20 protein-coding genes and 1 tRNA gene are annotated in these 20108 nt (G+C 68.2%); 19 read left to right on the forward strand and 2 right to left on the reverse strand.

All coding sequences use genetic code 11. The features are described 5' to 3' along the window. The first annotated feature begins 82 nt into the window (after positions 1-82). The 12 genes from FVA74_RS03450 (at position 83) to FVA74_RS03505 (ending at position 11266) form a co-directional block, all read left to right on the forward strand. Complete coding sequence (locus FVA74_RS03450) at positions 83-1111, forward strand: TadA family conjugal transfer-associated ATPase (RefSeq protein WP_147720375.1); 1029 nt, start codon at positions 83-85, stop codon at positions 1109-1111. A 2-nt stretch (positions 1112-1113) separates the two neighbouring features. After that, on the forward strand, positions 1114-2067 hold the full coding sequence (locus FVA74_RS03455; RefSeq protein ID WP_240792291.1) for a type II secretion system F family protein: 954 nt from the start codon (positions 1114-1116) through the stop codon (positions 2065-2067). Positions 2068-2180: 113 nt separating this feature from the next. Further along, the gene (locus FVA74_RS03460) at positions 2181-2414 is read left to right on the forward strand and encodes a DUF4244 domain-containing protein (RefSeq protein ID WP_147720377.1); all 234 of its coding nucleotides are present in this window, start codon (positions 2181-2183) and stop codon (positions 2412-2414) included. Further along, complete coding sequence (locus FVA74_RS03465; RefSeq protein ID WP_147720378.1) at positions 2411-2743, forward strand: TadE family type IV pilus minor pilin; 333 nt, start codon at positions 2411-2413, stop codon at positions 2741-2743. The genes FVA74_RS03460 and FVA74_RS03465 overlap by 4 nt, the downstream gene beginning before the upstream one ends. Next, a complete protein-coding gene (locus FVA74_RS03470; RefSeq protein WP_240792292.1) occupies positions 2740-3090 on the forward strand; it encodes an Rv3654c family TadE-like protein in 351 nt (116 codons plus the stop codon). Before FVA74_RS03465 ends, FVA74_RS03470 begins: the two co-directional genes overlap by 4 nt. Positions 3091-3205: 115 nt before the next feature. Continuing rightward, positions 3206-5968, forward strand: a complete 2763-nt coding sequence (gene topA / locus FVA74_RS03475; protein WP_147720379.1) for a type I DNA topoisomerase — start codon at positions 3206-3208, stop codon at positions 5966-5968. Further along, positions 5968-6588, forward strand: coding sequence for a dTMP kinase (gene tmk / locus FVA74_RS03480; RefSeq protein WP_147720380.1), 621 nt, complete (start codon positions 5968-5970; stop codon positions 6586-6588). Before topA ends, tmk begins: the two co-directional genes overlap by 1 nt. A 26-nt stretch (positions 6589-6614) precedes the next feature. Further along, positions 6615-7775 (forward strand): DNA polymerase III subunit delta', encoded by a 1161-nt coding sequence (locus FVA74_RS03485; protein WP_147720381.1) that lies wholly within the window; start codon positions 6615-6617, stop codon positions 7773-7775. Continuing rightward, positions 7772-9301: an alpha/beta hydrolase gene (locus FVA74_RS03490; RefSeq protein ID WP_240792293.1), complete on the forward strand. Its 1530-nt coding sequence runs from the start codon at positions 7772-7774 to the stop codon at positions 9299-9301. The genes FVA74_RS03485 and FVA74_RS03490 overlap by 4 nt, the downstream gene beginning before the upstream one ends. Positions 9302-9359: 58 nt before the next feature. After that, positions 9360-10004 (forward strand): TetR/AcrR family transcriptional regulator, encoded by a 645-nt coding sequence (locus FVA74_RS03495; RefSeq protein WP_147720382.1) that lies wholly within the window; start codon positions 9360-9362, stop codon positions 10002-10004. A gap of 75 nt (positions 10005-10079) precedes the next feature. Continuing rightward, positions 10080-10152 (forward strand) — tRNA-Thr (locus FVA74_RS03500). Between the two features lie 766 nt (positions 10153-10918). Further along, on the forward strand, positions 10919-11266 hold the full coding sequence (locus FVA74_RS03505; protein ID WP_147720383.1) for a hypothetical protein: 348 nt from the start codon (positions 10919-10921) through the stop codon (positions 11264-11266). A 311-nt stretch (positions 11267-11577) separates the two neighbouring features. On the opposite strand, the gene FVA74_RS03510 is transcribed toward FVA74_RS03505, so the two are convergent. After that, complete coding sequence (locus tag FVA74_RS03510) at positions 11578-12180, reverse strand: TetR/AcrR family transcriptional regulator (RefSeq protein ID WP_147720384.1); 603 nt, start codon at positions 12178-12180, stop codon at positions 11578-11580. A 132-nt stretch (positions 12181-12312) separates the two neighbouring features. On the opposite strand from FVA74_RS03510, the gene FVA74_RS03515 reads away from it, so the two are divergent. The 4 genes from FVA74_RS03515 (at position 12313) to FVA74_RS13550 (ending at position 15448) form a co-directional block, all read left to right on the forward strand. Continuing rightward, positions 12313-13284 carry a DUF5692 family protein gene (locus tag FVA74_RS03515; protein WP_147720385.1) on the forward strand — a complete coding sequence of 324 codons (972 nt, stop codon included), beginning with the start codon at positions 12313-12315 and terminating at the stop codon, positions 13282-13284. 215 nt (positions 13285-13499) lie between these two features. After that, positions 13500-15119, forward strand: coding sequence for a sodium-dependent transporter (locus tag FVA74_RS03520; RefSeq protein ID WP_147720386.1), 1620 nt, complete (start codon positions 13500-13502; stop codon positions 15117-15119). Beyond that, entirely contained in the window at positions 15116-15250 is a 135-nt protein-coding gene (locus FVA74_RS03525; protein WP_147720387.1) for a methionine/alanine import family NSS transporter small subunit, read from the forward strand. The genes FVA74_RS03520 and FVA74_RS03525 overlap by 4 nt, the downstream gene beginning before the upstream one ends. A 33-nt stretch (positions 15251-15283) precedes the next feature. Further along, positions 15284-15448, forward strand: a complete 165-nt coding sequence (locus FVA74_RS13550; protein WP_168220039.1) for a hypothetical protein — start codon at positions 15284-15286, stop codon at positions 15446-15448. Between the two features lie 3 nt (positions 15449-15451). Here FVA74_RS13550 and FVA74_RS03530 read toward each other — a convergent pair whose 3' ends face one another. Next, positions 15452-17233 (reverse strand): sugar phosphate isomerase/epimerase and 4-hydroxyphenylpyruvate domain-containing protein, encoded by a 1782-nt coding sequence (locus tag FVA74_RS03530; protein WP_147720388.1) that lies wholly within the window; start codon positions 17231-17233, stop codon positions 15452-15454. A 132-nt stretch (positions 17234-17365) separates the two neighbouring features. Here FVA74_RS03530 and FVA74_RS03535 point away from each other — a divergent pair, with 132 nt between their 5' ends. Genes FVA74_RS03535 through FVA74_RS03545 form a run of 3 tightly spaced genes read left to right on the forward strand, consistent with a single transcriptional unit; the run spans position 17366 to position 20108 of the window. Beyond that, a complete protein-coding gene (locus FVA74_RS03535) occupies positions 17366-17914 on the forward strand; it encodes a TRAP transporter small permease (protein ID WP_147720389.1) in 549 nt (182 codons plus the stop codon). Beyond that, positions 17911-19185, forward strand: a complete 1275-nt coding sequence (locus FVA74_RS03540) for a TRAP transporter large permease (protein WP_147720390.1) — start codon at positions 17911-17913, stop codon at positions 19183-19185. Before FVA74_RS03535 ends, FVA74_RS03540 begins: the two co-directional genes overlap by 4 nt. Next, positions 19182-20108 carry a shikimate dehydrogenase gene (locus FVA74_RS03545; RefSeq protein ID WP_147720391.1) on the forward strand — a complete coding sequence of 309 codons (927 nt, stop codon included), beginning with the start codon at positions 19182-19184 and terminating at the stop codon, positions 20106-20108. The genes FVA74_RS03540 and FVA74_RS03545 overlap by 4 nt, the downstream gene beginning before the upstream one ends.

Here is a 20108-nt window from a genome sequence, read left to right on the forward strand (position 1 = left end):
CACAGCTGCATCCGTTTCGAGGCTCCCACAGTCCACTGCGCCCGCCGGTTCTCTCATGCTCATCGCCCCTTAAGGTCTCGCCATGACGATGCCCAGCGCGCTTGCCACCGCCCGTTTCGTTCCCGTTCGGGAGGGGGAGGAGCCTCCCGAGGTGGCAGCACGGCGCACTACGCCGCGGCTCAGCCCCGCGCAGCTCGACTCCTTCGGACCCCTCGCTCGTTTCGTCACCGATGACGAGGTGACCGACGTCTTCGTCAACGGATACCGCGACGTTTGGATCGACCGGGGAGCGGGGGCGAGCCATGCCGGGCCGGTCGGCATGAGTGAGCCCGAGCTGCGTGCCCTCGCGGTGGCCCTCATCTCGCAGGGAGGCCGTCATATCGATGAAGCGAGTCCCTGCGTCGACGTGCGCCTCGGTGGTGGCATCCGGGTGCATGCCGTGCTGCCACCGATCTCGACGGGCGGCTGCCTGCTCTCGATCCGCATCCCGCGACGGGGCCATGTCAGCCTCGCGGGGCTCGAATCGAGAGGATTCTTCTCGGCCGTGCCGCTCGCCCGGGTGCGGGATCTCGTCACGGAGCGGGCCAACATCCTGCTGACGGGAGCGGGTGGGAGTGGCAAGACGACCCTCCTCGCGGCCCTCCTCGGGGCAGCGGATGCCGGCGACCGCATCATCGCGATCGAGGACGTTGCCGAGCTGCAGGTCGAGCATCCGCACTTCGTCTCGCTCGAGGCGCGGCAGGCGAACCTTGAGGGCGCAGGCGAGGTCGGCCTGACTCGCCTGCTGAGGGAAGCGCTCCGGATGCGCCCCGACAGGCTCGTGCTTGGAGAGTGCCGCGGTGCCGAGGTGCGCGAACTGCTCGCAGCCCTGAACACGGGGCATGACGGTGGGGCGGGCACACTCCACGCGAACTCGCTCTCGGATGTTCCCGCCCGCCTCGAGGCGCTCGGCGCGCTCGCCGGCATGGGGCCGGATGCGGTGGCGCGGCAGGCGGTGAGCGCCATCGGCAGCGTGCTCCACCTCGTGCGTGACGCCAAGGGACGCAGGCTCGAGAGCATCGGCAGGCTCGCGCTCGACGAGCGTGACCGTCTCGCGGTGGTCGAGGGATGAGCGTGGCGGAACGGGACACCGAAGATGTCGCGGCCCTCGCTCGACGCCTCGCCGTCCTGCTGGCGGCCGGCACGGCGCCCGCCTCGGCGTGGATCCACGTCGCCGCCACCGCCGGATCGCCCGCGCGGGTCCAGCGCGTGGCGGCATCCGTCGCCGAGGGCCTCACGGTTCCCGACGCGATCCTCGCGAGCGTGCGCGCCGTCGAGAGGGAGCCGCCGGCGCGGCAACGCGGAGCCTCTCGCCACACGGATGCCGCGTGGCTCGCGATCGCCGCAGCGTGGCAGGTCGCGTCCGACGCGGGTGCCCCGCTCGCCGGCACGCTCGAGTCAGTCGCGGATGCACTGCGCGACGTCGAGCAGACGGAGCGCGAGGTCGCTACCGCACTCGCGGGGCCCGCGTCGACCTCGAAGCTCGTCATGGTGCTCCCCGGCATCGGGCTGCTCTTCGGCGCTGCGCTGGGGTTCGATACGCTCACCGTGCTCGCGACGACCCCGGCCGGGTGGGCGTGCATCGTGCTCGGCTCCGCGCTCCTCCTGGCAGGTCGTGCCTGGACCCGTCGCCTGCTCGGGGCGGCAGGACGGCGCAGCACGACACCCGGTCTCGAGCTCGACCTGCTCGCGATCGCGGTCGGTGGCGGGGCATCCGTCGAGCGTGCCCGCGAGGCGGTCCGGGGCGCGCTCGAACGATGCCAACTGCCCGTGGGTGAGCTCGCGCTCGCTGAGGAGACGCTCGACCTCAGCCAGCGTGCCGGCGTGCCCGCAGCGGGCCTCCTCAGGGCCGAGGCGTCGCAGCAGCGATCCAGGGCGCGCGGGGATGGTGCGCGGGCGGCCGCGAAGCTTGGGGTCACGCTCATGCTCCCGCTCGGCGCCTGCATCCTCCCCGCCTTTGTCGCGGTGGGGGTCGTGCCGCTCATGATCGCGGTCATCTCGTCGAGCCTCGGCACGCTGCCGACGTGACCGTCACGCCCACTCACAGGGCTCGGCATCCGTGTTCTCCACCGTTCCCGTCGGGAGGGCAACGACGTCGCGGCAGACACCGAACTCTGGAATCCCATATAGAAAGGACACCCATGCACGACACGATCACTTCCTTCCGACCGGGCCCGCTGCGCCGGGCCCGTGTGCGGCTCGCCCGCATCGGCACCGCCCTTCGACGGGAGCGAGGTGCAGCGACGGCGGAGTACGCGATCGTCATCATGGCGGCCGTCGGTTTCGCGGGGCTGCTCGTCGTCATCATGCGCAGCGAAGCGGTGCGCACGATCCTGACGGACCTCGTGCAGAGCGCGCTCACGTCCGGCGGATGACACGTTCAGGCGAGAGGGGCAGCGTCACGGCGGAACTCGTCGTGGCGTTGCCCGCCGTCGCCCTCGTGCTGGCGCTCTGCCTGGCAGGAATGAACCTCGGCATGGCGGCGATGGCGGTGCAAGATGCCGCGGCCGCCGCGGCGCGGTCACTCGCGCGCGGCGAAGCCGAGCCCGCCGCCGCCGCACGGGTCGCCGCTGCGGCCCCCGGCTCCGCGATCACCAGCATCAGTCGCGGCGAGCTCGTGTGCGTCACGGTGACGCGACACGGATTCCCGGCGCTCCCGATGTCGGTCAGTGGCACCGCGTGCTCCCTGGCGGGTGGCGCGTGAGAGTCCTGGCTGCGGAGAACGGCGCCGGCTCCGTCCTGGTCGTCGCCCTCGTGGCCACGCTCATGGCGACCGCGCTCCTCGTCGCGCCCCTCATGGCCGCCCACATCGACAGCGCGAAGGCGGCGACTGCAGCGGATGCCGCGGCGCTCGCCGCCGCCGATACGGCCGTCGGCATCGTGCCAGGTGCCCCCTGCGCCAACGCTGCCCGCACGGCCGAGGCGAATGGCGCGAGCCTGACCGGATGCCGGGTGGATGGACTCGTCGTGACAGTTGCCGTGAGCCGAGCATCCGGACCGTTCGCGGCGACCGCCATGGCGACCGCCGGGCCTCCCGGAACGACCCCCTGACCGTGAGCACAGGGAATCTCTGTGTATGGTGTCGGTTGTCGGCCCACGAACGCGGCCGGGGACTGGTGCGCAGCGAGAGGCTGCCCGGTCAATGCGAAACCCCACAAGGAGTCCGGTGTCCGGAACCAAGAAGCTTGTCATCGTCGAGTCACCGGCGAAGGCGAAGACGATCGCCCAGTACCTCGGCGACGGTTATGAGGTGCAGGCCTCAGTCGGGCACATCCGTGACCTCATCGAGCCGCGCAACCTGCCGGCCGACAAGAAGAAGGGCTTCCTCGGCAAGTTTTCGATCGACGTCGAGAACGACTTCCTTCCCTACTACGTCGTCTCCGACCAGAAGAAGAAGACCGTCGCCGACCTCAAGCGCGCCCTCAAGGACGCCGACGAGCTCTACCTCGCCACTGATGAGGACCGCGAGGGAGAGGCCATCGCGTGGCACCTGCTCGAGGTGCTGAAGCCCAAGGTGCCCGTCAAGCGCATGGTGTTCCACGAGATCACGAAGGAGGCGATCCAGCGGGCGCAGGAGAACCCTCGCGACCTCGACACGGCCCTCGTCGACGCGCAGGAGACCCGTCGCATCCTCGACCGTCTCTACGGCTACGAGATCTCGCCCGTGCTGTGGCGCAAGGTCGGCCCCGGCCTCTCCGCCGGTCGCGTGCAGTCCGCCGCCACGCGCCTCGTGGTTGACCGCGAGCGCGAGCGCCTCGCGTTCGTCGCCGCCAGCTACTGGGATCTCACGGCGCTCCTCGCGCCGCAGGGTGATGGGCAGAACTTCGATTCGCGCCTCGTGCGCATCAATGGCGAACGCATCGCGACGGGACGCGACTTCGACGACAAGGGCAACCTGAAGTCGGGCGTGCGCACCCTCGACGAGGCGTCCGCCAAGACGCTCGCGGATGCGCTGCGGAGCTCCGAAGCATCCGTCGTGGTCAAGTCCGTCGAGTCGAAGCCCTACACGCGGCGGCCCGCCGCACCGTTCAGCACGTCGACGCTCCAACAGGAGGCGGCGCGCAAGCTGCGCTTCTCGGCCCGCCAGACCATGAGCGTGGCGCAGTCGCTCTATGAGAACGGCTACATCACCTACATGCGCACCGACTCGCTCAACCTGTCGCAGCAGGCGGTCGCGGCCGCCCGTGCGCAGGCGAAGGCGCTCTACGGTGCCGACACTGTGCCCGAGAAGCCGCGCGCCTATGCAAGCAAGAGCAAGAACGCGCAGGAGGCGCACGAGGCGATCCGTCCCTCTGGTGACACCTTCCGCACTCCCTCGGAGCTCGAGGGCACGCTGCGCGGGAACGAGTGGAAGCTCTACGACCTCATCTGGAAGCGCACGGTCGCTTCGCAGATGGCGGACGCGAAGGGTGTGACGGCATCCGTCGCCATCGCCGCGACCGTCGCGGACGGGACCGTCGCGGAGTTCAGCGCATCGGGTACGGTCATCACCTTCCGCGGCTTCCTGCAGGCCTATGAGGAGAGTCGCGACGAGGACCGCAACGACACGGCCGAGGCCAAGGAGGCGAAGCTCCCGCCGCTCGAGGAGGGGCAGGCACTGACGGTCGTCGAGACCGAGCCGAAGGGCCACGAGACGAGCCCGCCGCCGCGCTACACGGAGGCGAGCCTCGTCAAGACGCTCGAGGAACTCGGCATCGGGCGACCCTCGACCTACGCGGCCATCATCTCGACCATCGTCGACCGCGGGTATGTGACCCCGCGCGGCACGGCGCTCGTGCCGAGCTGGATCGCCTTCTCGGTCGTTCGCCTGCTGGAGCAGTACTTCGGCGACCTCGTCGAGTACGACTTCACGGCAGCGATGGAAAACGACCTCGACCGCATCGCCGGCGGCGACGAAGATCGCGTTGAGTGGCTCAAGGGCTTCTACTTCGGCAGCGAGGGCCACCGCGGCCTGCGCACCGTGATCGACAACCTGGGCGAGATTGACGCGCGGGAGATCAACTCGATCGAGATCGCCGACGGCATCACGCTGCGAATCGGCAAGTACGGCCCCTACCTCGAGGTTCCCGGCGACGACCCGGAGACCCCGCGGCGCGTCAATCTCCCGCAGGACCTCGCTCCCGACGAGCTGACGGCTGCGAAGGCGCAGGAACTCATCGACGCTCCTGTGGTTGGCGACCGCATCATCGGCGTCAACCCGGAGAACGGCAAGAACATCGTCGCGAAGGATGGCCGCTTCGGCCCCTACGTGACGGAACTCGACCCAGAGCCCGAGGAAGAGCTCGTCGTCGACTCCGCGACAGGCGAGGTGGCGGATGCCCCCGCCAAGAAGGCGCCCGCCAAGAAGAAGGCGGCGGCACCCAAGCCGCGCACGGCATCCCTCTTCAAGTCGATGGACCTCGCGACGATCGACCTCGACACGGCGCTTCGCCTGCTCGACCTGCCCCGCGTCGTGGGTGCCGACCCCGAGTCGGGCGAGGAGATCACGGCCCAGAACGGTCGCTACGGCCCCTACCTCAAGAAGGGCACCGACACCCGCACGCTGCCGAGCGAGGACCAGATCTTCGAGATCGACCTTGCCGGCGCGGTCGAGCTGTTTGCGCAGCCCAAGTACGGCGCGCGCAAGGCATCGAGCGCCCTCAAGGAGTTCGACGCAGACCCCGAGAGCGGCAAGCCGATCAAGGTCAAGGACGGCCGCTTCGGCCCCTACGTCACCGACGGCGTGACCAACGCCACCATCCCCCGGGGTGAGACGGTCGAGGAGATCGACTTCGAGCGCGCGGTGCAGCTGTTGGCCGACAAGCGGGCCAAGGGGCCGGCGAAGAAGCCCGCCAAGAAGGCGCCAGCGAAGAAGGCACCTGCAAAGAAAGCTACGACGGCGAAGAAGCCTGCGGCGAAGAAGCCTGCCCCCAAGAAGAAGGCAGAGTAGTGGCGTCCGGCCTCTTCATCACCTTCGAGGGCGGCGACGGTTCGGGCAAGACGACACAGTCGGAGCTGCTTGCCGCGTGGCTGGAGGAGCAGGGACGGGAGGTCGTGCGCAGCCGCGAGCCAGGAGGCACCGACCTCGGGCTCGAGTTGCGGGAGATCGTGCTGCACCGCCGCGGGCACATCGCCCCACGCGCGGAGGCGCTCATCTACGCGGCCGATCGGGCCCACAACATCGCGACCAAGGTGCGGCCGGCCGTCGAGTCCGGTGCGGTCGTGATCCAGGATCGCTACCTCGATAGCTCGGTTGCCTATCAGGGTGCCGGGCGCGTGCTCGACGGGGGAGAGGTGCGCGACGTGTCCCTCTGGGCCACGGAGGGCTTCCTGCCCCACCTGACAATCCTGCTCGACCTCGATGAGACGGTGGGACGTGAGCGACTGGATGTCTCGCGCACCCGCTTTGACCGGCTCGAGGCGGAGAAGGCCGACTTCCACGCCCGCGTGCGGGCAGGGTACCTCGCGCTCGCCGCGGCTGAGCCCGAGCGCTTCCTCGTGCTGGATGCGACGCGTCCCGTCGACGAGCTCGCGGCGGCCATTCGCGAGCGCCTCGGCACCCTCCTTTGACGGTGGGCGACCCTAGGCTTGAGCGCGTGAGCGTGTGGGACGAACTGACCGGGCAGTCGGAGGCCATCGAGGTCTTCCGGGCGGCCGCGGCATCCGCTGCCGACCGTGACGATACGGGCAACTCCATGACGCACTCGTGGCTCATCACGGGCCCTCCCGGCAGCGGCCGCTCGAACCTCGCCTTCGCCTTCGCCACGGCGCTGCTGAGCACCGATCCCGACGGTGACGAGGCGACGCAGCGGCAGGTCGAGGCGCGGTCACATCCCGACCTCGCGGTGCTCTCGACCGAGCGGGTCATCATCACGATCGACGAGGTGCGCACCCTCGTCGCGAGCTCGCAGTTCTCGCCCTCGGTGGCGCGCTACCGCGTCATGGTGATCGAGGATGCCGACCGCATGACGGAGCGCACCTCCAACCTGCTGCTGAAGGCCCTTGAGGAGCCGCCACCCCGCACCGTGTGGATACTCTGCGCTCCCAGCGAAGCCGACCTGATCCCAACGATCCGCTCGCGCGTGCGCTCGGTTCGGTTGCGGGTTCCCGCGGTTGCCGACGTGGCCCAGCTCATCGAGCGACGCGACGGCGTCAGCCCCGAGATCGCGCTGCGGGCGGCTCGCGAGGCGCAGAGCCACATCGGCATGGCGCACCGGCTCGCCACCAACGACGATGCGCGGCGCAGGCGGGAACAGACGCTGCGCACGGCCCTCGGCATCCGCTCGGTTTCGGATGCCGTCATGGCGGCCGCGACCATGCTCGAGTTGGCGGGTGACGACGCCAAGGCCATCACGCTCGAGCGGGACGCCCAGGAGCGCGAGAGTGCCCTGCGGTCGCTCGGGATCGAGCCGGGCGGCACGATCCCGCCCGCCCTTCGCTCGCAGCTGAAGAACCTCGAGGAAGACCAGAAGCGCCGGGCGACGCGCTCGCTTCGCGATGGGATCGACCGCGTCATGGTCGACCTGCAGTCCCTGTTCCGCGACGTGCTGCTCGTGCAGCTCGGTGCCTCGGTCGAGCTCGTCAACCTGAGCCTCGAGACCGAACTTCGGACCGCGGCGGAGGCAAGCCGGCCGCACCAGACCCTCGCGGTGCTCGACGCGATCGCAACCGCCCGCCGCCGCATCGAGGGCAACGTCGCGCCCGCGCTCGCCCTCGAGGCCATGCTGATTGCCGCCACCCGAAAGGACCATGCGTGAAGTGCATCCGCGTTGCCACCGTCGCCCTCCTCGCTGCGACGTCGCTGCTGTTGACGGCGTGCATGCCGGGTTTCTCGCGGCCAGCCCCCGACGCTTCTGAGCCGACGGGTGAGAGCGTCGCCGCCGAACTCGAGCAGTACTACCACCAGGTCATCGAGTGGGAGTGGTGCGACGGCGAGTTCCACTGCGCGACGGCCGAGGTTCCGCTCGACTGGAGCGAGCCGCAGGGAGCGTCGATCGAGATCGCGCTTATCCGTTCCCCCGCTGAGGGTGAGTCGATGGGCTCGCTGCTGGTGAATCCCGGGGGCCCGGGTGCCTCCGGGGTCGACCAGGTTCGCGATGGTGTCGACTACGCGGCATCCGAGAGGCTTCGTCGCCACTACGACATCGTGGGCTTCGATCCGCGGGGTGTGGGCGCGTCGGATGCCGTCAGTTGCTACGACGACCCGGACGTGCTTACGGAGTTCATCTACGAGATCGTCCCGTATGAGGCCGGCACGGTTGAGTGGCTCGACGCGGTCGAGGAGAGCAACGCGCGCTTTGGCGAGGAGTGCCTCGAGCACACGGGTGAGCTGCTCGGTCTTGTCGACACCGTGAGCGCGGCGCGCGACATGGACGTGCTGCGGGCGGCGCTCGGCGACGAACGCCTCAACTATCTCGGCTACTCCTACGGCACCTTGCTCGGCGCGACCTACGCCGAGCTGCACCCCGAGAAGACCGGCCGCCTGGTGCTCGACGGTGCCCTTGACCCCGCGACGAGTGACTTCGATGTCACGGCCGCACAGGCGCAGGGCTTCGAGAGCGCCATGCGCGCCTTCCTTGCCGATTGCCTCACGGGTGAGGAGTGTCCCTTCTCGGGCACTTCCGTCGACGAGGGCATGGCCGAACTGGCGGGCATCTTCGACCGCCTCGACGCGAGCCCTCTCCGGGCGGAGGATGGGCGGATGCTCGGCAGCAGCGCCATGTTCACCGCCGTCATCCTGCCGCTCTACAGCCAGGACACCTGGGGGTACCTCTCCCAGCTCATCGCCGACGTGAAGTCAGGCAGCGCCGAGCTGGCGTTCTCGCTCGCCGACGCCTACAACGGCCGCAATCCTGACGGCACCTACGCGGACAACTCGACCGAGGCGTTCATCGCGATCAACTGCCTCGACTACTCGTCGACCAGCACCCGCGAGACGCTGTCGGCGGAGGCGGCCGAGTTGGCCCGGATCGCCCCGGTCTTCGGCCCGCTCATGTCCTATGGCGGCACGTCGTGTGACGAGTGGCCCTTCCCGCCGACGCGCGACCGGCAGCCGATTGCGGCCGCGGGTTCGGCGCCGATCCTCGTGGTCGGAACCACGAATGACCCGGCGACGCCCTACAAGTGGTCGGTCGCGCTTGCCGAGCAGCTCGAGAACGGTCACCTCGTCACCTACGAGGGTGAGGGGCACACTGCCTACAACAAGTCCAACGCGTGCGTGAACGACGCGGTCGACGGCTTCTTTATCGAAGGGATCGTCCCAGAGACCGACCCGCTCTGCTGATCTCTCGTGCGCGGAGAGCGGGTTTGCTGCATTTTTGCATTGCTGCAAGAATGCGGACATGAGTGTTTTGCAGGCTGCGGTCGACGGCGAGCCGGGGCTCAGGGAGCGCAAGCGCCGGGCCACGGCATCGGCGATCCAGCGTGCCGCGATCGAGCTCGCACTCGAGTCGGGTCTGGGCGTCACGGTCGAGGAGATCAGCCGTCGCGCCGGGGTGTCGCCCCGCACCTTCTTCAATTATTTCCCGACGAAGGAAGACGCCTTCCTCGGCACGGTGCCGCCGCTGCCAGTAGGGATCGCGCGCGAGCGCTTCGTGACCGCAGGGCCCGGCTCCGACCTGATCAGCGACCTGACGCAGATGCTGGCCGACATGTCGGGCGACGAGTTGGTCGACAGTGAGGTCTTCCTGCTACGTCGGCGGCTTGTCGCGAGTCATCCGGAGCTCGCGGCCCGCAGGCTCCTCACGACCCGCACCCTCGAGAGCCAGCTCCTCGAGATCGTCGAGGAGCGGCTCCTGGCCGACGCTGCCGCGACCGGCGCGGTCACGGACGGGGTGCGCAATCAGGCGGCCGTCGTCACCTTCGCGGCCTTCGGTGTGCTCCGGAGCGCCTGGATGCGCTGGGTCGACCTCGACGGCGCGGAACCTATGGAGGAGTGCATCCGCTCGTCCTTCGCGACCGCGAGGGAACTTTTCGCACCACGCTGATGGCGCAAACGGTATGGAGCACCCCTCCGCATCGGGTAAGCTTTCTTGCTGTGCGCACGAGCTCGCTCGTCGCCCGCCGCCTTAGCTCAGTCGGTAGAGCATCTCACTCGTAATGAGAAGGTCGTCAGTTCGATTCTGACAGGCGGCTCAAGTAAACAAAGGGATCGGAGGCCATTGGCCCCGGTCCCTTTGTCGTTCATTGGGTGGGCGTAGGGAATGCTGAGCCAGCACTCCATCGCGGTCGGCCGCAATCGACGTCTCCTGCGGCCACTCGCCATAGCGACGCGGTCATAGAGGACCATAATCGTGGACGTACCCATATACTGGCTCCGTTCATCGCGCATTCCGCGCCTCGAAGAAGGAGCCGCTTCATGCTCGGAACCCGCAAGGCCACTGTGCTCCTGCTCTCGCTTACGTTGGCGCTCGGCCTGGGCAGTGGAGCGGCGGGTGCGGCGATCGTGACCGGCGCGACCAGCGCCCCCGGTGTCGCGGGGTCCCCGGGTGTGGCTGGTAGCCGGGGGGATACTGGCGAGCGGGGAGCGACCGGGGCCAGCGGGCAAGACGGTCGCGATGGCGTGGATGGCAGAGACGGCTCGACCGGTGCCAAGGGCGATGCTGGCGAGAAAGGCGCAGACGGAGCCGCGGGCCCCGTAGGTGAAGCGGGAGCCAAGGGCGCACCCGGTGCAGCGGGCCCCGTCGGTGCGCCCGGCGCACCCGGTGCAACGGGTCCCGTCGGTGCCACCGGCGCAACGGGCCTTACCGGCGCAACCGGCCCTGCTGGTCCCGCCGGCCCTGCGGGGTCCAGCGGTGTGAATTCAGTGCCATGGGCAGCTGGAGTCACGGGTGTCCAGAGCGTCGAGGGGGGTGGTGGTCCATTGACATTCCCTGGTTTCAGCTACAACGCCACGTACTTCATGTCCACTAGCGACGGAGTCATCGTCACGCAGACCGGCTACTACGAGATCAGCTATTCAGTGCGCCCGGTCTCGGGCCAGGTTTCGACAGCCTCCCTGGCCGCGAGCGACAATCGCTCCTTCGTCGTCCATATCGATTCGCAGCCGCTGGCCCAAAGCCGCGTGTATCTCCCCACGCTCAATGTGGATATGCCGTCCGGGCCCACCCTGAAGGTCTTCGTCGACGGTGGAACGGTCGAGTACTCCGGGGTGGTTCAGCTCTATGCCAACTCGCACATCGCGATCCAGCCGGAGGGCACCGCGCCAGCGACGGACATCACGGCGACACTTAGCCTCAAGCGCCTGTAGTGGCCCGCGTCTAGTCGATAAGGGAACTGCGAGGATGACCGTCGAGCGCTAGGGCGCTTCTGGAGCAGCCTCTATGCCGGCCACTTCTACACAACCAGTGCGAGCGAGCGTGATCGGGTGATCGCGACCTATCCCGAGAACGTGTGGAGTTCGTCACCGACGTCGGCGGCGACGCGGCGCTCGTTTCCGCGACCAGCCCGGACGGTCTGTCATCCTGGTCACGGTCGCGGACACCTGGCATCCGCCGATGCTGACCCTCTTCGTGCCCGACGCGCTTGCGCTCTCGGCGACGGCGACGAGCCGCAACGCCCTCACGTGGGGCGGTGCGGTGTGGCGCGGGCGTCGAGCCGGCGGACGGACTCCCGGATCGCGCCGTGCAGCATGATCTCGAGGGCGCCGACGACGCGGTAGGGGTGTTCGACCATCCCGTCCGCGACCCAGCGCAGCACTACGGCGAGCACCGCCGAGGTGTAGAAGTCGACGACCAGGATGCGATCCTGCGCCTGTACCGGCCCGCCGCCGTCCTGGTCCATGACGGACTCCGTGACCGGCCGCATCTGGCGGAACAGGAAGCGCTCGACCCCGGACTGTCCCAGCCCGTCGAACACCGCGAGCACCGCCGCGCGGTTCTTGCGCATATAGAGCATCAGGCGGACCAGGCCGTCCGCCCACCCCAGCTCGGAGGCGAACGCGCGGACCTGGCCGGCGATCTCGGTCTCGAACACCCACACCGCGAGGTGGCGGACGTCGGGGAAGTGGTAGTAGAAGGCCTGTCGGGTCAGCCCGCAGTCGCGCGTCAGCTCGGTGACGGTGACCTTGTCGAACGGCTCCGTCCGCAGCCGGACCTTGAGCGCGGCAGCCAGCGCGTCGCGCGCACCGGCGCGCCGCTGCGCGACGGACCTCTCATCGGCCATGCCTGACGGTACCGCCGGACGCTCCTGGACACCTAGGCCCAGATGTCTAATGACTGGCCAGACCGGATTTTCTACCGTAGATGCCAGGACGGCACGCGTCCGGCGGGCCGCTAGGAGGAGGTCCGAAAAACCATGTTCTTGTACGAATCAATTCCCTGGTACTCCTGGGCGATGTTCGGCATCGTCCTGGTTGGCCTCATCGCGCTCAACGAGGTGACGCGACGCTGGAAGTGGGCCGGCATCGCCTTCTTCGTGGCGCTGCCACTGCTGCTCACGATCTTCGTGTGGCCGATCACCGCCGGTGAAGGATCATCCACCGGCACGTGGTTCCACTGGGTGAAGGTCTACTCCGCTCTCGCAGGATGCTTGGGCTTCATGCTCATCCGCTACATCCCCCGGTTGGCGGCGAACAAGTGGGCACTCATGTTCCCAGCGCTCATCCTCGCGATCAACATCGGCGAGGCCGTCATCCGCGACTTCGAGGTCGCGAACCTGCAGGGCATGCACGACGGTGTCTTCATGGTCGGTGGACCGTGGAACTACATGAACGCCATCGCCGGCATCCTGAACCTTCTCACCATCTGCGGCTGGGCTGGCATCATCATCTCCCGCGACAAGACGAAGGACATGATTTGGCCCGACATGATGTGGTTCTGGATCATCGCGTACGACCTGTGGAACTTCGCCTACGTGTACAACTGCGTCGGTGACCACTCGTTCTACGCCGGTGCCGCGCTGCTCATCTCCTGCACCATCCCCGCCTTCTTCATCAAGAAGGGCGCGTGGCTGCAGCATCGTGCGCACACGCTGGCGCTCTGGATGATGTTCACGATGGCGGTTCCGACGTTCGTCTCGACGTCGCCGTTCGCCGTGGAGTCCTCGCACAACCCGACCGCCCTGTTCGTCGTGTCGGCCCTGTCGCTCGCGGCCAACATCGCCGTCGCGGCCTACCAGGCGTACACGATCGTCAAGCGGCGCCGGAACCCGCTCCGCGACGAGCTCTACACCGACCTGCCCCAGTACAAGGAGGTGCGCGACGCGAACCTCCCCGTCGAGTCCCCGGCCGCTCAGCCGGCTCCTCGGGGGCGACTGGTCACGGTCTGACCGTTGAGCCCGGATCTCCGGGCGAGCAGTGGACATCACGCGCCGTGGTCGAGCATGATGGCTCGGCCACGGCGCTTCGTCGTACTCGGGTGTGGACAGCTTCCTCGCCCCAGGTGGCTTTTGCGAGGATGCCCGCGTGAGCCTGCCGAGTTCGGCGGCTGACGACCGCACGCGGCCAGTTACCGGCGGCAGCGCCCTGGGGTATCGTCACGGGCATGGTGACCGCATCGACGCAGATCCGCAAACGTGAGGCGTTCGGCTCGCGTAACGTGTTCATCCTCTCGGCCATCGGCTCGGCCGTTGGGCTCGGCAACATTTGGCGCTTCCCCTATGTGGCGTATGAGGGCGGCGGCGGGGCCTTCCTCATCCCGTACCTGTGCGCACTGCTGACGGCCGGCATCCCGCTGCTATTCCTCGACTACTCGATCGGGCACCGCTTCCGCGGTTCCGCGCCGCTCGCCTTCCGGCGGATGCATCGTGCCGCCGAGCCACTCGGGTGGTGGCAGGTGCTCATCTGCGTCGTGATCGCCGTGTACTACGCCGTCATCGTCGCGTGGGCCGCGATGTATACGTGGTTCTCGGCGCGCCTCACATGGGGTGAGGGCAACGAGGAGGGCTTCTTCTTCACGGACTTCCTGCAGTCGGCGGATGTCGCAGAGGCGGGCGTCTCGACCGACTTCGTGCCTGGCGTCGGAGTGCCGCTCCTGGTCGTCTGGCTCGCCGTCATCGTCATCATGGCGCTCGGCGTCAAGCGCGGCATCGGCATGGCGAACCTCGTGCTCATGCCCCTGCTGACCCTCATGTTCGTCATCCTGGTCGTGCAGTCGCTCTTCTTGCCCGGCGCCCTCGAGGGGCTGAACGCCTTCTTCGCCCCCAACTGGGAGGCGCTCGCCGACCCGGCGGTGTGGGCATCCGCCTACGGGCACATCTTCTTCTCGCTGTCGGTCGCCTTCGGCATCATGGTGACCTACTCCTCGTACCTCAAGCGCAAGACCGACCTCACGGGTTCCGGGCTCGTGGTCGCCTTCGCGAACTCGGGCTTCGAGATCCTTGCGGGCATCGGTGTCTTCGCCGCCCTCGGCTTCATGGCGCAGGCGCAGGCGACGGATGTCGCTGGGGTCGCGACGTCTGGAATCGGCCTCGCCTTCGTGGCCTTCCCGACGATCGTGTCGCAGGCGGTCGGCGGCTCGATCATCGGCGTGCTGTTCTTCGGGGCGCTCGTCTTTGCGGGGGTGACCTCGATGATCTCGATCCTTGAGGTGATCGTCGCGGCGCTGCAGGACAAACTCGGCTGGGGCCGCGTGCGCACGACGCTCACGGTGTCGATCCCGCTGGCGGTCATCTCCATGGCGCTCTTCTCGACGACGACCGCCCTCACCGTGCTGGACACGGCGGATGCCTTCGTCAACTCCTTCGGCATCATGGCCGTCGCGCTCGTGGCCGTGATCGTCGTGGCCTGGATCCTGCACAAGCTGCCGACGCTGCAGGCCCACCTGAATGGACGGTCGAGCTTCCGGGTCGGCGTCGTGTGGAAGGTGCTCGTGGCCGGCCTCGTGCCGCTCGTGCTCGGCTACCTCCTCGTGACCGAACTCGTGGCCAAGGTCGCGGAGCCGTATGGCGGGTACCCGACGTGGTTCCTCGCGATCTTCGGCTGGGGCATGGTGATCGGGCTCGTCGTGTTGGCCCTCCTGCTGTCGCTCCTGCCATGGAGCGGCCGCTCGCGCGCCAAGGATGACCCCGAATACGACGACTTCCTCACCGACGAGCACTACGGCCCCGACTCCGAGACCGATACCGTGCGCGCGATCGCGCCGGAGAGAGGAGGCGTGTCATGACACCGAGCGCAATCGTCATGCTGGTCATCGCCATCGTGACGGTGTGGGGTGGCCTCGTGGCCGCCATCGTGAACCTGGCGCGGCATCCGGAGGTCGCTGACTCAGAGCCCATGCCACCCGTCGAGCTCTAGACCCCACCCGAATCGATACCGAGGGAGAACCACATGTCTGATACAAACGGCCGCATCACGAACGACGAAGAGGGCACGCCGAAGCCGAACGGTGAGGGCGAGGACAACACGATCCCGAACGATCCGGATGGCGTCGCCGCCGGCTACACGGGTGAGAAGTCGACCTTCGAACCCGAGGAGGACGAGCAGGCTGACTAGCGCTCAGCCGCGGGCCGCGCGCTGGGCGGCGAGGCGGATGGGAGCGTTCGCCCCGCCGTAGCCGTCGTAGCCGCCGCGACGCTCGACGATCTCGAGGAAGACCCCGCCCACGGTCGGCGTGTAGAAGTGGATGAACTCGCCCTGCGCATCCCGGTCGTAGAAGAGGTCGAGCTCCTGCAGCTCGGCGAGGAACTCGGGCGCGAGGTCGAAGCGCGCCGCGAGGTCGTCGTAGTAGTTGCGGGGGATGGGTAGGAAGTCGAGTCCGGCTGCCCGCGCGCGGCGCGCGACTGCGATGACGTCGTCGCAGCGTACGGCGATGTGGCGGCTCGGCAGGGGAGCGGTCGGCGGGGCGAGGTTCATGGGCACGCGAACGACCCCGTCGTCGGTGCGCATGACGAGGCTGCGGACGAGGCCGAAGGGTCCGGGCACCTCGGCGGATGACTCGGCGCTGAGCGAGAGAACGCTCGCGGTGAAGAGCACGGCCTCGTCGAACTCGTGCCAGCGGTAGGCGAGGTTGACGTGATCGATCGTTCCGCTTGTCGTGCCGACATCGGGGCTGCCGCCGTCGAACTCGCTCGCCCAGGAGCTGTCGGCGGGACGATCATGCCAGTAGACCTCGGTGCCATCTGGGGCCGCGACCGCGCGCAACTCCTCTTCGCCTGCATAGGTACGGCGGAAGACGCTCGGCGCGCCGAGGGCCAGCGCGCGCTCGACGGCCGCAGGGGCGTCGTCGACCACCAGCCCGAAGCCCGCGAGCTGCGGATGCTCGTGCCTCGCCTGCTCGTTGAGGATGATGCGGGCCTCTCCCGCGCTCCAGAGCCGCACGGGCTTGCTGCGGTGGCGACCACGGAAGGCGAAGCCGAGCTGGGAGAGCATCTGGTCGAGGTCGGCGAGGTCGGCGCCGGCGATCTCAACGAAGTCCACGCTCCTTGCGGCCTGGGCTGTGCCGAGGCGGCCATCGCTCCAGCCGTGCTCGGCGGCGGTGCGGTCGGCGAGCCACGTGAGGGAGCGGCGGGCGTGCGCGGCGGTGCGCGTGACATCCGTCTGGCGGAATGTGTCGTTGAACACCTCGAGTGAGAGCGGGCCCTTGTAACCGGCCCGGATGACGTGGCCGAGGAACGCGGTGAGGGCGAAGTCGCCCTCGCCGGGGAACAGGCGGTGGTGGCGGCTCCACGAGAGCACGTCCATCTCGAGGGCGGGGGCGTCGGCGAGCTGCAGGAAGAAGATCTTGTCGCCGTCGATCTGTTCGATCTCGGCTGGGTCGTGCCCGCGCGAGAGGATGTGGAAGCTGTCGAGGCAGGTGCCGAGATTGGGGCGGTCGGCCAGCTGCACGATGCGCCACGCACGGCGGTAGTCGTCGACGAAGCGGCCCCAGGCGAGGGCCTCGTAGGCGATTCGGATGCCCCGTGCCGCAGCGCGATCGGCCAGCTCGCCCAGCTGGCGTGCCGCGAGTTCGTCATCGTCGATCGTGGCGGTGCCCACGTTGCTGCAGAGCAGGATCGTGTCGGCGCCGATGCGCTCCATGACGTCGAACTTGGCCTCGGCGCGGCGCAGGTTGTCGGCGAAGGTCTCCTCGTCGACGCCCTCGAAGTCGCGGAAGGGCTGGAAGAGGTCGATCGTGAGCCCGAGCCGGTCGCAGAGTGCCTTGATCTCCTCTGGCGACTCGTAGGCGGTGATGAGGTCGGCGTCCATGATCTCGACGCCATCGAAGCCCGCCGCGGCGCAGGCGTGGAGCTTCTCGGTGAGGCTCCCGGACAGGCAGACGGTGGCGATTGAGGTGCGCATGCTGACAAATGTACCGACTTGTACATTATTTCGGCAGCGTGCTTGCCGAGCTAATGCACTAACCAGTACGTTAGTTGCCGCGCACCCCGCTGCGCCCCGCAATCCTGCGGTCCCTGAGATCAAGGAAGTCTCGTGAGCACCTCACAACCACGTCAACGGCGACAGGGCCCCCTCGGGCGCCTGGTTGCCGTCCTCACCGCGATAGAGATCGTGATCGGCTCGATCGCGATCCTCGCCATCCTTGTGCTCGTCTTCATGCAGGCGGCGCAGCGCTACACGCCCTTCGACGGCTTCGCCTGGACGGGGGAGCTCGCGAAGTTCAGCATGATCTGGCTGAGCTTCTCGGTCATCGGCGTGCTGATCACGACACGTGGCCACATCGCGCTCGAGATCGTCGACAGCGTCAAGAACCCCATGGTCGTGCGGGTGGTGCAGGCGCTCGCCCTCGTGATCGTCGCGATCGTCGGTCTCGGGCTCACGGTCGAGGCCTGGGGCCTCGTCAGCACGCAGGCCATCATCAAGTCGCCCGTTCTGCGACTGCCGATGTCGCTCGTCTACGTGCCCGTGCTCGTCGGCGTCATCAGCCTGACCATTCGTTCGACGATCGCCGCGCTCGACGTGGCGATCCATGGCCCCAAGCTCTCGGACTACGACGAGCTCGAAAGTGAGGTGGCCGCATGAGTCTCGCAATCCTCGGCATCCTGATCGCGGTGCTGCTCATCATCCGGGTGCCCGTCGCCTTCGCGTTCCTCGGGCCGTCGCTCCTCTACATGACGCTCGAGGGCCAGTCGGCAGGCATGGCCCTACGCACGGTCACCAACGCGATGGGCAGCTTCCCGCTCCTCGCCGTGCCCCTCTTCATCTTCCTGGGCTCGCTCGCCAATCACGCGGGCATCGCCGACCGGCTCTTCCGCTTCGCGCTCGCGGTGCTGGCGAAGGTGCGCGGAAACCTCGGCTACGTCGCGGTCGGCACGAGCGTCGGTTTCTCCTGGATGAGCGGTTCCGCCGTTGCGGATGCCGCGGCGCTCGGCAAGGTGCAGATCCCCGCGATGCTCCGGGCCGGCTACACCCGCCGCTTCGCCACCGGCGTGAACGCGGCGTCCTCGCTCATCGCCCCCGTCATGCCCCCCAGCATTCCCGCCGTCATCTTTGCGGGACTCGCGGCGATCTCGACGGGTGCGCTCTTCGCGGCATCCGTGATCCCGGCCCTCCTCATGGCGGTGGGGCTCTGCATCGTCGTCTTTCTCCTGGTGCGACGCAACCCGAACATCCAGAAGGGCGTGTGGAACAAGCAGGAGGTGCTCGACTCGACGAAGGGCGTCATCCTGCCGATGATCACGCCGTTCATCATCCTCGGTGGCATCCTGGGCGGCTTCTTCACCCCGACGGAGGCGGCGGCGGTCGGTGTCGTCTACATCCTGTTCGTCGGCATCGTGCAGCGCTCGCTGAGCCTCAAGGGCTTCATTGCCGCGGTCAAGGAGTCGGTGCTCACCACCGCCGCGATCATGGTCATCGTCGCCAGCGCGTCGCTGCTCGGCTACATCCTCGCCCGCGAGCGGCTGCCGCAGATGCTGACGGAGTTCTTCTTCTCGCTGACCGACAACCCCACGGTCTTCCTGGCGCTCGCCGCGCTCCTCGCGCTCATCCTCGGCACGGTCATCGACGCGACCGCGATCCTGGTGCTCGTCGTGCCGATCCTCATGCCGATCGCGTTGCAGTACGGCGTCGACCCGATCGTGCTGGGCGTCATGCTCATCATCTCCCTCATGATCGGCCTGCTGACCCCGCCGGTCGGCACCGTGCTGTTCGTGACCGCGGCGGTCTCGAAGACTCGGGTCGGAGAGGTGTTCAAGGGCTGCCTGCCCTTCATCATCCCGTCGTTCGTGATCGTCGTGCTCGTCATCCTGTTCCCGGATGCCGTCATGTGGCTGCCGAGGACGCTCGGACTATGACCATCGCGATCGATGCAGCCGGTGCGGTCGCTCGCCGCCGTGCCGTGCTGATCGGACTCATCGGCGAGGGCATCACCCAGTCGCTGACCCCGCCAATGCATGAGCTCGAGGGCGCCCGCCACGGCATGCACTACGTGTACCGAACGGTCGACCTTGCGCCCGAGGAGCGCAGCACCGAGCACGTCGCGCAACTGCTGTGGGCCGCGCGGCGCATGGGCTTCACGGGCCTCAACATCACCCACCCCATCAAGCAGGCCATCATCCAGCACCTGCATGAGCTGGCGCCAAGCGCGCAGCTCGTCGGCGCGGTCAACACGGTCGTCTTCGATGGCGAGCGGATGATCGGCCACAACACCGACGTGACCGGATTCGGTGCAGCCTTCGACGATGCCTTCGGGGTCGTGCAGCACGGCCGGGTCGTGCTGGTCGGTGCGGGCGGGGCTGGCGCTGCCGTGGCATCTGCCCTGGCTGCCCGCGAGGTGGCGGAGCTCGTCATCGTGGATGTCGACGTGCAGCGTGCCGAGTCGCTCGCCTCGAGCGTGTGTGCGACGGCCCGAGGCGAGGTGCGTTCGGCAGCGCTCGACGACCTTCCCTCCTGGTTGAGCGGCGCGGCAGGCGTCGCCAACGCGACCCCCTGGGGAATGGCCGCGCATCCTGGCACCGCTTTTGACACCTCGCTGCTGTCTGATGAAATGTTCGTTGCCGACATCGTTTACCGCCCTGTCGAGACGCAGCTCCTGCGCGAGGCGAAGCGCCGCGGATGCCGCACCATGCCCGGCCTCGGAATGGCCATGCACCAAGCGGCCGACGCCTTCGAGATCTTCACCGGAGTACCAGCAGATCGGGGGGCGATGCTCGCCGATCTCACGAATCTCGTCGCCGCTGAAGCGGCGGGAACCCCTGCCCCTGTGGCACACCAATGA

The sequence above is a fragment of the Salinibacterium sp. dk2585 genome (assembly GCF_008001035.1).
Lineage (GTDB): Bacteria > Actinomycetota > Actinomycetes > Actinomycetales > Microbacteriaceae > Homoserinimonas.